Here is a 12,033-nt window from a genome sequence, read left to right as displayed (position 1 = left end):
CAATCAACCACCGACAGCCCCTCTGCCTGCGCTGTCTGATGTCGCGTGCGCCTAAGCCTGCTGCGCGGCTCTCGATCGCGGGCCTGCGTCTGGGGTGGTGTCGCATTGTCAATGTCGAGGGTGGCGGTAGATAGAGGGCAGGCCAGATCAGAGGACCCATCATGACCCTGCCGCATGACATGAATTACGTCGATCTTTCAAAGCCCGGCGGACCGGAGGCGATGACGATCGCCCGCGGACCCTTGCCCGAGTTGAAGCCCGGCCATCTGCTGCTGCGCGTCGAAGCCGCCGGCATCAACCGCCCCGACGTGATGCAGCGCCAGGGAAAATATCCGCCGCCCGAAGGCGCAAGCCCGTTCATGGGTCTCGAAGTGGCCGGCGAGGTGGTGGCCATCGGCGAGGGCGTCGAAGGCTTCGCGCTCGGCGACAAGGTGACCGCGCTCGCCAACGGCGGCGGCTATGCCGAGTATTGCGCCGTGCCGGCAAGCCAGGCGCTGCCCTGGCCGAAAACCTATGACGCCACCCGCGCCGCCGCCCTGCCGGAAACCTTCTTCACCGTCTGGGCCAATGTTTTCCAGATGGCGGACCTGGTGGAAGGGGAATCCTTCCTCGTTCATGGCGGGACGAGCGGCATCGGCACCACGGCAATCCAGCTCGCCGGCGCCTTCGGTGCCCAGGTCTTCGCCACGGCCGGCAGCGCCGAGAAGTGCAAGGCCTGCGAAACGCTCGGGGCCCGCAGGGCCATCAACTACCGCGAGGAGGATTTCTCGGCCGTGCTGAAGGCGGAGACCGAGGGGCGCGGCGTCGATGTGATCCTCGACATGGTCGGCGCTCCCTATTTCGCCCGCAATCTCGACAGCCTTGCCCGCGACGGCCGGCTGGCGATGATCGCCTTTTCCGGCGGCGCGACGCTGTCCGATGTCTCGCTGGTGCCCATCATGACCAAGCGGCTGCGGGTCATGGGCTCGGCGCTGCGCCCGCGCACGGCGGTCGAGAAGGAGGCGATCCGCGACGATCTTCTGGAGGACGTCTGGCCGCTGCTCGAGGAGGGGACCGTCTCTCCGGTGATCCACGCGGTGCTACCCTTTGCCAATGTCGCCGAGGCCCATCGCCTGATGGAGGACGGCCAGCACATCGGCAAGATCATCCTGACCCTGTGACATTTCGCCATGTCCCGGCCCTTGCAATCGAGGAAAGACGCGCTCATATTCGTCTCATGTTCAACGAAGAGAAAGGAAGGTGATCCTATGTCTAATGAGATTACGGTGCTCGTGACGGACTTGGGAAGCGTGGCGGCGCAGGGGAGGCAGCCCTCGCTCTGAGCCTTCCGTTTCTGCGGAGCGTGCCAGCAGCCGCTCCGGGCCTCACGAGGCCGGATTTCGTGGAAAGGGTCGCGCAAGCGGCCCTTTTTCGTGCGTGGATGGCGGCAAGGCGGTTTCAAACGGTGCTTGTCGAAGCCCTTTTCAACGGCTTGCGTGCCGCGTGCCGAAAACGCTGGATGACAACTTCGTCGTGTCCGATGAAATAATCGATGTGATACGGGAATGGCGCTAAATAGGCTCGCCGGACATTGGCGATCGACGTTTGACGACCGGAAAAGGGATGCGCTTGCAAGCGCAGGAGTACGTCCCTCGGTCGCGCTTAACATTTGCAGCGCCTTGAGGCGAGTTCGCGGCGATGTGCGACAAGACTGTATCGATCTGCTGAAGAGCGCGCTTCTGGACGCGAAGCTTCAACGGCGGTACCTGGAAAGGACGGCTTCCACCTCTGCAGCTGTGGCGAATTCACCCCGCTCCATCTCGGACCGTGCGTCGAAGAGATCGGCGACTTCGTCGGGAGTGAGATGAATGGCGTCTTCGCCATCCCCCGCATAAGCAAGCATCATCCGCGCAATCTCATCCTGCTTTTCCAGCGGCAGGGTGCGGGCGGTTTCCATGGCGTAGTCGAGCAGAGCGGTCATGGCGGGATCGTGGCTTAAGAATTGGGGCGCATTGCTGCGATGAAGACGGCCTGGGTCGAACGGGCTGCGTAAACTATCTTGTGAGTGCTCTCTCTGCAGTCGTAGCATGACGGGCAACCACGGCCAATCTTACCAGGCTCATCAGCTCTAGGCAAAATCATTTAGAAAATTAAAAGATTCTAATTTTATTGTAGTCGTAACGAAAATGACTGCCTGATGCAGTCCGCGAACGATGGAGCATAGGATGGTCTCGGTCTCACTGACTGCCTCGTCCGGAAAAGCGGCAGCGCTTGCAATCCTCCGCTATGATGCCGTCACGGCGCAGCGAAAAGCCGACGTGATGTCGGCCAACACGCGACTTGCTCGCGCTATTATTGCAGAATTTGGTGGAGGGCCGAAAGGCGGTCTCTGGCTTCCGGATGGCGTCATACGCAGTACAGCCATCGGTACGAATGGACGAGCCTATTTCACCGGGCGGCACAGTGCGGTTTCCGCGACCTCTGGCGACGACTGGGTCAATGCCGACGAAGACTCAATCGTTGACGGCGGCGAAGGCAATGACGTTATCACCCTCAGGGAGGGCGGGGCAGCCTATGGCGGTGCGGGAGAGGATTACCTTTGTGGTTCGAACTCCTATCTGTTCGGCGGAGCAGGGAATGATGAAGTCAAGATCCTGAACGGCGGGGAAGGGCATGGAGGGAAGGGCTACGACCTGGTGTCCGCCTATTACGGCGGGACCGGTTATGGTGAGGAAGGCGACGACACGATGGAAGCCGGGAGTGGCAGTACTGTCTACGGCGGTGTCGGCAACGATCAACTTTTTGGGCGGGGCAAAGGCAACCGGCTTTCCGGCGACGAAGGAGATGACGATATCGATCTGACGAACGCAATTCAGTCGACTGTGATCTACCGGCGTGGGGATGGGCGGGACACGATTACCGTTGGAGCGGAGTCCCGAGAGGCCATCGAAGCCAAGAATGGAGAAAACACGTTGGCGCTCTGCGAAATCAACGAGTCAGACGCAACCATTGAGATGAACGGCGACGAGGCCACGATTCGGTTTGCCGGGACGAAAGGGGACTCGATCCGAATCAAGTTCACTGACGACACCGCACTCAAGATCAGCTTTCAGGATGGCACCATCCGAACTCTGTCGCGGCAGGCACAGGGCGGGCGGGTCGCTCAGGTCAACGCTGCCTACAAAAGCGTTTGAAGACGCGTGTCCTCTCCAACCCCTCACACCCCCAACCGCCCGAAACCCGGGATCTTGATGCCGGGATTGGTGAGGTCGAGGCCGGCGACGAGGCCGAGGATGTGGAGTTCGATACCGCTGCGAATCCCCGCCGAGAGGCCGATCAAGCCGAAGAGCGTGACATGAAGATCCCGGCCGTCCGCGTCGAGCGCGACGAGGCGACCTTCCGGCAGATAGTCGCGGCCGACGGCGTCCGGCGGCAGCACCGCGCCAAGCTCCGGCACCGAGCGCAGCACATGAGCGACGAAGGTGTTGGAGTTCGGCCCCGGCCAGAGCCGGTAGGCGCCGGGTTTTGCATAAGGATAGGACTGGATCGCCGCCTCGACCTCGGGAATCAGCCGCTCGGCCTCAGCGCCCTTGATCGCCACCACGAGCCGCGGCGGGTTCGAATACCAGAGGCCGTCGGCATCGCGCATGTTGCGGCGGATCGGCGTGCCCCAGCCCACCTTGTCATAACGGTTGTAGACCGTATCGCCCGCCGCCTTGGTGACGATCCAGGCATGGCTTGCCACCGCACCTTTCAGCCCGCCTGTTGCGGCTGACAGCACGTAGATCGCCGCTGCGCTGTCGTTCTCCGGTCGCGGCAGCAGGCCGGAGGATGACCAGTTGGCCTCGCTCCAGCGCGCCGGCCGGTCCCGCGCGATCCAGACGCCGGCGGCCGCGAGCGTCGGCAGGAGATAGATAAGCAGGAAGGCGATCGAGAGGTGGCGAAGGACGGTCATGGAACTCCTGGTCGGGGATGGGCGACGGGGTCTCGCCCGATCCGGTTTGCCTTTCGGTGGCGATGGTCTAAGAGGCGAGCGATCGACGCCCGTAGGACGAGGCGCTGCCCGCGATGACTTCGCGGGGCTGATTGGGGTTCTTTGAGGGCAGAAAATGGCAAATCCGGTTCTGGTCGAAGTCACGCGCGGCAATCTCGTCGAAAGCCGCCATCGCGGCGTGGTGGTGGTGGTCGATGGCGGGGGCCGCGTTGTCTTCTCGCAGGGCGATGTGGAGACGCCGGTCTTCCCGCGTTCCGCCTGCAAGGCCATGCAGGCGCTGCCGCTGGTTGAAGGGGGGGCGGCCGATGCCTATGGCTTCGGCGACAAGGAACTGGCGCTGTCCTGCGCCTCGCATGATGGAACCGAGGCGCATGCCGCGCTCGCCGCCGCCATGCTCGCCGCCGCCGGCCGCGATGTCGACACGCTCGAATGTGGGGCGCACTGGTCCTTTGCGCAAGGCGTGCTGATCGATCAGGCGCGCCGGCTGGAGCGGCCGAGCGCGCTGCATAACAATTGCTCGGGCAAGCATGCGGGCTTCGTCTGCACGGCCTGCCATGCCGGCGAGGATCCGACCGGTTACATCGGCTACGACCATCCGATCCAGCGCGAGATCCGCGCCGTGATGAGCGAGCTGACCGGCACGACGCTGGGGCAGGATGTCTGCGGCATCGATGGCTGCGCCATTCCCACCTATGCCGTGCCGCTGAAAGGCCTGGCGCATGGCTTCGCCAAGATGGCGACGGGGGAGGGCATCTCGCCCGGTCGCGCGCGGGCCTCGCGCCGCCTCATGGAAGCCTGCATGGCCGAGCCCTTCTATGTCGCCGGTCACAACCGCGCCTGCACGCGGCTGATGTCGCTGGCGCCCGGCCGAATCTTCGCGAAAACCGGGGCGGAAGGCGTCTTCTGCGCGACAATCCCCGAACAGGGCCTCGCCATCGCGCTCAAATGCGAGGACGGCACCACCCGGGCCGCCGAAGCCATGGTGGCTGCCACGCTTGCCCGCTTCTTCGCCGATGAGCCGGAACTCGCCGAAGCGCTGCAGTCCGAAGCGACGCAGACGATGAAGAACTGGAACGGCATGACCGTCGGGACGGTGCGCGTTACCGAGGCGCTCCTCTGAGGCACGGCGACCTCAGGCCGTGACGATCTCCAGCCCCGCTTCGGCATAGGGCGAGATTCGAGCCTCTTCCAGCCCTGCCGGTATGACCAGCCCCTGAAGGTCGGCGAGCGGCAGGATGCGATGCGGCGAGACGCGGTCGAACTTGGGCTCGGCCGCCATGAGCCAGGTGGCATCCGCCCGGGCGGCAATGGCGCGCTTGACCTGCGCCTCCTCATAATCGCCGGTCGTTGCGCCATGCACCGGGTGCAGCGCGGTGGCACCCAGAAAGAAGAGATCGACCCGAAGCGCAGCGAGCGCCTCGACCACGGCAGCCCCCGTCGTCACCATCGAATGCTTGTAGAGCCGGCCGCCGAGCAGGATCACCTCGGCATCGTGCCCCGCAAGGGCCGCCGCGATCGTCGGGCTGTGGGTCACGATCGTCACCGTCAGGCTGCGGGGCAGGGCGGCGACCAGCGCCGCATTGGTGCTGCCGCCATCGAGAAACACGACCATGCCCGGCGCGATCAACGCCGCTGCCCGCCGCCCCAGCGCCTGCTTCACATCGGCGGCAATCGTCTCGCGCTCCGCCAGATCCGGCAGGTCGGGTGAGAGCGGCAGGGCGCCACCATGTACCCGTTTCAGTTTTCCTTCACCCGCGAGCTCGCGCAGATCGCGGCGGATCGTATCTTCCGAGAGCCCGAGCTCAAGCGCGAGCCGAGTGGCGACGATCTGCCCGTCGCGGCTGAGGCGATCGAGAATATGCGCGTGGCGCTGGCTGGTCAGCATGGACTCTCCCTCTTGACGTTTCGGTATAATGCGTGTTTGAACGAGAAATAACAAGATATTTCGTGAATAATCGTGAAAGGACACGTCATGCTGATTTTGATCGCCGGCCCCTATCGCTCCGGTACGGGCGATGATCCCGCCCTGATGGCAGAGAACCTGAGGCGGCTGGAGGCGCCGGCCTATCGCCTGTTTCAGGCCGGCCACGTGCCGATGATCGGCGAATGGGTGGCGCTGCCGGTCTGGCGGTCCGGCGGTGGAAAGGTCGTGGGCGACGACCTCTATGAGGAGATTTTCCACCCCGTTGCTGGTCGTCTGCTCGCGCTTTGCGACGCCGTTCTGCGTCTGCCGGGCGAGAGCAAGGGCGCCGACAATGATGTTCGCATTGCCCGCGAACGCGGCATTCCCGTCTATCACAGGCTGGAGGACGTGCCGGGCTGCGCAGCCGAAGTGGCTGCGTAAGAAAAACAGCGACGCCCTCCGCTTGCTTCAAAGGAGGCGCGGCGGGTTGCGGCTCAGGCGCGATCGGGAAAGCGGGTCGGAGGAAGGTCGGCCTGCAGCCGCAGGCTCATGGCGGCAATATCGGGATGGACGAAAGGGTCGCGCATCCACGCCGGCAACTCCTGTCGTCCGCACTCCGCTACCCTCGAAACGGTGGGCTGCGCGGCCATCCTCCGGCGCAGCCAGCCTTGAATGCGGCGTTTCAGTCCGGGAAACCGGGACGGAGGGCGGCGGGGAAGGTCGAAGAGCGTCATGATGCCTGGTCCTGTTTGATACCATCCTTTCGTCAGCGCGCTCGAAGATCAATTGAGTTTGCCTGATCACTGCTATAGAAAATCTCTATGCGAGATCTCAATTCGGTTCATCTGAACGGGCTCAGGGCGGTCGAGGCGGTGGCGCGGCTTGGCTCCCTGCAGGCGGCGGCCGAGGAGCTGGGCGTCACCATCGGCGCCGTCAGCCAGCAGCTTTCCCGCACGGAGAAACAGCTTGGGCGGCCGCTCTTTGACCGCACGCCGCGCGGCCTGCAGCTGACCGCACTCGGCGAGCGGCTGACCCCGCGCCTGAAGGAAGGCTTTCTCGCGTTGAACGATGCAGTGGCCATCGCCCGCGAGCGCGACGAGCAAAGCCTGACGATCTCGGTCGCTCCGGTCTTCGCCGCGCGCTGGCTGGTCCATCGGCTCGATGGCTTCACGGCAGACCATCCGGATCTGCGGCTGCGGATCGAAGCGACGACGAAGCTGAACGACCTCGAGCGGTCCGATATCGATCTCGCCATCCGCGTCGGCAGCGGCCATTGGGCGGGGGTCAGGGCCGAGCCGCTGCTGGCGCAACGCGTCTTCCCGGTTTGTTGCCCGGCGGTCGCCGCGCGGCTCCGTACGCCTGAGGACCTGCTGCGCGAAGGCGCGGTGGTCGATGGCCAGGCCATGTTCGATTGGTCGATCTGGTTGACGGCAGCCGGGCTCGCGACCCGCAGCATGCCGACGCGTCATATCTTCAACGAGGCCTCGCTCTGTCTGGATGCGGCGATCGCCGGTCAGGGCATCATGCTTGCCTGGCAGACGCTCGCCGTCGATGCGCTCTTGCGCGGAAGCCTGGTCATTCCCTTCCCGATCTTCGCCGAAACCGGCTTTGGCCATTACCTCGTCACCGCCCCCTCGCGCCGCGAAAGCCGTATCACCAGCGCTTTCAAGGACTGGCTGCGCCGCGAGATCCGCGACAGCCTCACCGCCGCCGGCCTGCCGAACCAGGCGTGACCCGGCGCGGACAGGCGTCGCAGCCGTCGATTCCGTGCGTCAGAACCGCTCCGCCAGCCGGTTCTCCATCATCTGCTTGAATGCCGGGCGGTCATGGCAGCGCGCGACCCAGGCGACGATCGCAGGGTGGCGCTCGAAGAAGGCGGTCTGGGACATGGTGTAGCGGAACACCTCGGCCATGTTCAGGTCCGCCACGGTGAAGCGGTTGCCGACCAGATAGTCGCGCGTCGACAGGTGCCGTTCGGCGATGGCGAAACCCTGCGCCAGCGTGACGAGAGCGCCGGCGATGACGGCGCGGCCTTCCTCGGTCTCGCCCGCACCATCATCGATCGTCCGCACGATGCGCACGGCGGACGGCTCGATGGCGGTGGCGGCAAACAGCGTCCAATGGTCGATCTGCCCTTCTTCCCGAATATCGGCGGCGGCAAGCGGGCCGCCATGCTTGCGGGCGAGGTAGAGATTGTTGGCAAGCGATTCCGTCAGCACCAGCCCGTCATCGTCGATCGCCGGGATCTGCCCCATCGGATTGATGGCGAGGAAAGCGGGCGAGGCGGTGTTGATCGGCGCATCCGGCGCCTGCGGATCGGCAAGCCGCCGGGCCTGAACGACCGGCACGGAGCGGAATTCGAGGCCCAGTTCGAGAGCGAGCCAGTAATTGCGGGAGGCGCGCGAGGTGTAGCAGCCATAGATCGTCAGCATCGAGGGTCCTTCCTTCGTTTGTCCGGGCAAAACGCATGGGTGAGTCCGCAGTTCGAGACGATCGTCCGGCGGACGTTTCCCCCTGTCTAGGATCGGTTTGTCCGCCGTGGAAGCTGCGGATGCTGATGGAAGCGATGAAATTCGGTGATGACGGCGACCTACAGCCGCCTGCGGAGCTCTGCGCCCGATTGGCGAGCGCACAGGGCCTGGAGCAGCCTGCAGGGCGCGAGCGTCGCGGCCGGCCGACGCGCCGCGGCCTTCGTCGCAAAGCCCGCACACCTTTAGGGAAGAATAACTTCTGTACGTTAGGGGTTACGTTGTGCGTTGGTGAGCCGGAAGCCAGGGGGGCCCTGTGAGCAGGACGATCAATCGCTCGCGCGAGCGAAACAGGCACAAGGCTGGGAGCGACGACGAGACCCGCAGGCTGTTTGCGGCGAGCGAGCGGCTCGTCACCGAGGTCGCCCGTCTCTATGGCACGCCCGCCGATATCGTGGACCGCCATTACTGGCTGGAAACCATGGTCAACCACATTCCGGATTACATCTACGCCAAGGATAGCTGCGGCCGCTTCCTCATCGCCAACCAGGCGACGGTGACCGACAACGGTTTCACCGACATGCGCGACATCATCGGGCTCACGGATGCCGAGCTTCATGCGCCGGACGTGGCAGGCGCCATCGCGGAGAACGAGCGGCGGGTGATCGAAAGCGGCGAGCCGCTGATCGGCCTCATCGAGCGCGCCGCCGTCTCCGAGATCGGCGAACGCTGGCTGATGACCTCGAAGGTGCCGTTGCGCGACCAGCAGGGCCGCATCATCGGGATCGTCGGCGTCTCGCGCGACATCACCGACCGCAAGAAGGGCGAGCATCTGCTGATCGGCCAGGCGCGGGTGCTGGAGATGATCGCCAAGGGCGTCGAGCTTCCCACGATCTTCCGCGAGCTGATCGGCCTCGTGGAGGCCAACCAGCCGCAGCTCAAGGGCGCGATCCTGCTTGTCACCGCCGATGGAAAGCATCTTTCCGTCGGATCCGCGCCCAATCTCGATCCGCGCTATGTCAGCCTGCTCGATCACGTGCCCATCGGCCCGACAATCGGCTCCTGCGGAACCGCCGCTTATCGCAACGAACAGGTGGTGACGCGAGACATCTATGCCGATCCGCACTGGGCCGATTATGTGGAGATCGTGCGTCCCTTCGGCTTCCGCTCCTGCTGGTCGACGCCGATCCGCTCCTATCAGGGCGAGGTGCTCGGCACCTTCGCGCTCTACTCCGAAACCGTCAGCGAGCCGATGGATGCCGAACGGGAGCTGCAGACCTTCGCCACCAACCTGGCCGCCATCGCCATCGAACGCGACCGGACCGAGCGGCGCATCCACTTCATGGCGCATCACGACGCGCTGACCGGCCTACCCAACCGGACGCTGTTCGATGCCCGTGTCCGCGAGGCGCTGGAGGAGGCGGCGGCACGCCAGGAATGGGTGGCGCTCGCCTTCATCGATCTCGACAATTTCAAGCTGATCAACGACAGTCTCGGCCATCACGCCGGCGACGACCTGCTGCGCATCGTTGCGCGCCGGATGACCGAGAATGTCCGAAAGAGCGATATGATCGTGCGCCTGGGCGGCGACGAGTTCATCATTCTCCTCACCGCGCTGCCGGCCGATCAGAGCGTCGTCCTCTCGCGCCTGGAGGCAATCCGCGCCTCCGTGTCCCAGCCGATGGAGATCGAAGGCCGCATGCTTCAGGTCAGCTGCAGCATGGGCGTCGTTACCTTCCCCGATCACGGGGTCACGCCGGGCGAACTCCTCGCCAATGCCGATGCGGCCATGTACCGGGCCAAGGCGCATGGACGCAACAATCTCAAGCTCTTCTCGGCCGAAATGGCCGAAAGCGCGCGCGCCAAGCTGCTGCGCGTCGAGGAACTGCGTCTGGCGCTGGAGCGCGACGAATTCCGCCTGCATTACCAGCCGCAGCAGAACATCGCTTCAGGCCGCATCTTCGCGGCGGAAGCGCTGCTGCGCTGGGCGCATCCGCAGCACGGGCTGATCGCCCCCGGCCTGTTCGTCCCGCTAGCCGAAGAGACCGGCCTAATCGTCGAGATCGGCGAATGGGTGCTCAAGGAAGCCTGCCGTCAGGCCAAGGCCTGGCAGGAAGCCGGCCTTCCCGATCTGGTCGTCAGCGTCAATGTCTCGGCCCGCCAGTTTGCCGAGAAAGGCTGGGTGGAACGCGTTGCCGCCACGCTGCTCTCCACCGACCTGGCGCCGCGTCTGCTCGAACTGGAGATCACCGAAAGCCTGATCATGCAGGACGTACCGCAGGCCATTGCCACCATGCATGCGCTGGAGGAGATCGGCGTGCAATTGGCGATCGACGATTTCGGGACCGGCTATTCGAGCTTGAGCGCGCTCAAGCGCTTTCCCGTGCGCCGGCTGAAGATCGACCGGTCCTTCGTCAAGGATATTCCCGATGACGAGGACGACATGGCCATCACCGCGGCGATCGTCTCGCTCGCCCAGAAGCTGAAGCTCGACGTGATCGCCGAGGGCGTGGAAACGGTGGCGCAGCTCGACTTTCTGCGCGGCTGCGGCTGCCGGGATATCCAGGGCTATCTCGTGGCGCGGCCGCTCGAACCCGCCGCCCTTGCGGCGATGATGACCCGCTAGAAGCGGCGCGGGGCGCCCGACTGCGGCAGCTTTGCCACAGGTGGTGGGTGATCGGTTAAGCATCGCTCACAATCGATCCGCGCAAGTCTCGCTCCAGCGCGGGCATGACATAGATGCTGGCCATAAGCAGGACACGCTGCAGCATCCCGATCTCAAGCGGTTTTTTCGAGAAAGCGGGAAACTGCCGAGGGGCGTGCCGCGTTCCTGCGCCGCCGTGCCGGAGCTTCCGCGCGGTGCCGATCAGTCTTTGCGTAGAGCCGGAAGCCGATGACCACGAACAAGCCGATCTCCCGCCGCGGTTTCTTGAACCTGACCGGGCTCGCCGCCGCATCGGCGACCTTGAGCGCCTGCAACTATACGTCCAACACGCCGAGCTTCAATCAGGAGACGGCGCCCTATTTCCGCAACCCCGCCTTTGACAATCGCTTTGCCCCGCCCGGCGGCGGCTACCGCTATCTGGATGGGCCCGCGCAGTACCAGACGGGCCTTGCGCCGGACTCCTCCTACTATGCCGGCGTCTATGGCTCGATCTCGGATGGCGGCTACATCATTCCGGCCGTTCCCTATCAGCAGATCAACCAGCGCTACTATCGCCAGGAGGTCGCCGATCCGTTCGGCGAGGCGCCGGGCACGATCATCGTCGATACCAAGGACCGCTTTCTCTACCTGACTCAGGGCGGCGGACGGGCGATGCGCTATGGCGTCGGCATCGGCCGCGAAGGCTTTGCCTGGTCCGGCCGCGGCGTGATCCAGTGGAAGCAGGCCTGGCCGCGCTGGAAGCCGCCGAACGAAATGGTCGCCCGCCAGCCGCATCTCGAGCCCTATTCGATCGCCAATGGCGGCATGGAGCCGGGCCTGATGAACCCGCTCGGCGCGCGCGCCATGTATATCTTCAAGGACGGGCAGGACACACTCTACCGCCTGCACGGCACGCCGGAATGGAACTCGATCGGCAAGGCCGTCTCTTCGGGCTGCGTCCGGCTGATCAACCAGGATGTGATCGATCTCTATGATCGCGTCCGCGTCAAGGCGCCGATCCTCGTCGTCTGAGGCAGAAGCCGTG

General features: G+C 64.7%; 11 protein-coding genes. 7 read left to right on the top strand and 4 right to left on the bottom strand.

The annotated features are described in order from the left end of the window. Positions 1–161: 161 nt before the first annotated feature. A complete protein-coding gene (locus U8330_RS12835; RefSeq protein ID WP_323105662.1) occupies positions 162–1,160 on the top strand; it encodes an NAD(P)H-quinone oxidoreductase in 999 nt (332 codons plus the stop codon). Between the two features lie 572 nt (positions 1,161–1,732). Here U8330_RS12835 and U8330_RS12830 read toward each other — a convergent pair. Further along, positions 1,733–1,960, bottom strand: coding sequence for a hypothetical protein (locus U8330_RS12830; RefSeq protein WP_323105661.1), 228 nt, complete (start codon positions 1,958–1,960; stop codon positions 1,733–1,735). A gap of 244 nt (positions 1,961–2,204) precedes the next feature. Here U8330_RS12830 and U8330_RS12825 point away from each other — a divergent pair, with 244 nt between their 5' ends. Further along, entirely contained in the window at positions 2,205–3,173 is a 969-nt protein-coding gene (locus U8330_RS12825) for a hypothetical protein (protein ID WP_323105660.1), read from the top strand. Positions 3,174–3,196: 23 nt separating this feature from the next. Here the strand turns inward: U8330_RS12825 and U8330_RS12820 are convergent, their stop codons facing one another. Continuing rightward, positions 3,197–3,934 (bottom strand): DUF3750 domain-containing protein, encoded by a 738-nt coding sequence (locus tag U8330_RS12820; protein WP_323105659.1) that lies wholly within the window; start codon positions 3,932–3,934, stop codon positions 3,197–3,199. Between the two features lie 154 nt (positions 3,935–4,088). Here U8330_RS12820 and U8330_RS12815 point away from each other — a divergent pair, with 154 nt between their 5' ends. Continuing rightward, the gene (locus U8330_RS12815; RefSeq protein ID WP_323105658.1) at positions 4,089–5,093 is read left to right on the top strand and encodes an asparaginase; all 1,005 of its coding nucleotides are present in this window, start codon (positions 4,089–4,091) and stop codon (positions 5,091–5,093) included. 12 nt (positions 5,094–5,105) lie between these two features. Here U8330_RS12815 and U8330_RS12810 read toward each other — a convergent pair whose 3' ends face one another. Continuing rightward, a complete protein-coding gene (locus U8330_RS12810) occupies positions 5,106–5,858 on the bottom strand; it encodes a DeoR/GlpR family DNA-binding transcription regulator (protein ID WP_323105657.1) in 753 nt (250 codons plus the stop codon). 87 nt (positions 5,859–5,945) lie between these two features. On the opposite strand from U8330_RS12810, the gene U8330_RS12805 reads away from it, so the two are divergent. Together U8330_RS12805 and U8330_RS12800 are read left to right on the top strand one after the other, a co-directional pair. Further along, positions 5,946–6,317 carry a DUF4406 domain-containing protein gene (locus tag U8330_RS12805; RefSeq protein ID WP_323105656.1) on the top strand — a complete coding sequence of 124 codons (372 nt, stop codon included), beginning with the start codon at positions 5,946–5,948 and terminating at the stop codon, positions 6,315–6,317. Positions 6,318–6,697: 380 nt separating this feature from the next. Beyond that, a complete protein-coding gene (locus U8330_RS12800) occupies positions 6,698–7,609 on the top strand; it encodes a LysR substrate-binding domain-containing protein (RefSeq protein ID WP_323105655.1) in 912 nt (303 codons plus the stop codon). A 39-nt stretch (positions 7,610–7,648) separates the two neighbouring features. On the opposite strand, the gene U8330_RS12795 is transcribed toward U8330_RS12800, so the two are convergent. Beyond that, positions 7,649–8,308 (bottom strand): glutathione S-transferase family protein, encoded by a 660-nt coding sequence (locus U8330_RS12795; RefSeq protein ID WP_323105654.1) that lies wholly within the window; start codon positions 8,306–8,308, stop codon positions 7,649–7,651. A gap of 352 nt (positions 8,309–8,660) precedes the next feature. Here U8330_RS12795 and U8330_RS12790 point away from each other — a divergent pair, with 352 nt between their 5' ends. Together U8330_RS12790 and U8330_RS12785 are read left to right on the top strand one after the other, a co-directional pair. Then, positions 8,661–10,970 (top strand): putative bifunctional diguanylate cyclase/phosphodiesterase, encoded by a 2,310-nt coding sequence (locus U8330_RS12790; RefSeq protein ID WP_323105653.1) that lies wholly within the window; start codon positions 8,661–8,663, stop codon positions 10,968–10,970. A gap of 267 nt (positions 10,971–11,237) precedes the next feature. Continuing rightward, positions 11,238–12,020, top strand: a complete 783-nt coding sequence (locus U8330_RS12785) for a L,D-transpeptidase (protein WP_323105652.1) — start codon at positions 11,238–11,240, stop codon at positions 12,018–12,020. Positions 12,021–12,033: the final 13 nt, after the last annotated feature.

The sequence above is a fragment of the Rhizobium sp. CC-YZS058 genome (assembly GCF_034720595.1).
In the GTDB taxonomy this organism is placed as follows: Bacteria; Pseudomonadota; Alphaproteobacteria; order Rhizobiales; family Rhizobiaceae; genus Ferranicluibacter.
The sequence above is the reverse complement of the archived record's forward strand: the minus strand, read 5'-3'. Positions and strand labels throughout refer to the sequence as shown.

Excerpts from the sequence above, each read along its gene's own strand:
- U8330_RS12835 (WP_323105662.1), top strand. The coding sequence starts at position 162 with ATGACCCTGCCGCATGACATGAATTACGTCGATCTTTCAAAGCCCGGC.
- U8330_RS12830 (WP_323105661.1), bottom strand. The coding sequence starts at position 1,960 with ATGACCGCTCTGCTCGACTACGCCATGGAAACCGCCCGCACCCTGCCG.
- U8330_RS12825 (WP_323105660.1), top strand. The coding sequence starts at position 2,205 with ATGGTCTCGGTCTCACTGACTGCCTCGTCCGGAAAAGCGGCAGCGCTT.
- U8330_RS12820 (WP_323105659.1), bottom strand. The coding sequence starts at position 3,934 with ATGACCGTCCTTCGCCACCTCTCGATCGCCTTCCTGCTTATCTATCTC.
- U8330_RS12815 (WP_323105658.1), top strand. The coding sequence starts at position 4,089 with ATGGCAAATCCGGTTCTGGTCGAAGTCACGCGCGGCAATCTCGTCGAA.
- U8330_RS12810 (WP_323105657.1), bottom strand. The coding sequence starts at position 5,858 with ATGCTGACCAGCCAGCGCCACGCGCATATTCTCGATCGCCTCAGCCGC.
- U8330_RS12805 (WP_323105656.1), top strand. The coding sequence starts at position 5,946 with ATGCTGATTTTGATCGCCGGCCCCTATCGCTCCGGTACGGGCGATGAT.
- U8330_RS12800 (WP_323105655.1), top strand. The coding sequence starts at position 6,698 with ATGCGAGATCTCAATTCGGTTCATCTGAACGGGCTCAGGGCGGTCGAG.
- U8330_RS12795 (WP_323105654.1), bottom strand. The coding sequence starts at position 8,308 with ATGCTGACGATCTATGGCTGCTACACCTCGCGCGCCTCCCGCAATTAC.
- U8330_RS12785 (WP_323105652.1), top strand. The coding sequence starts at position 11,238 with ATGACCACGAACAAGCCGATCTCCCGCCGCGGTTTCTTGAACCTGACC.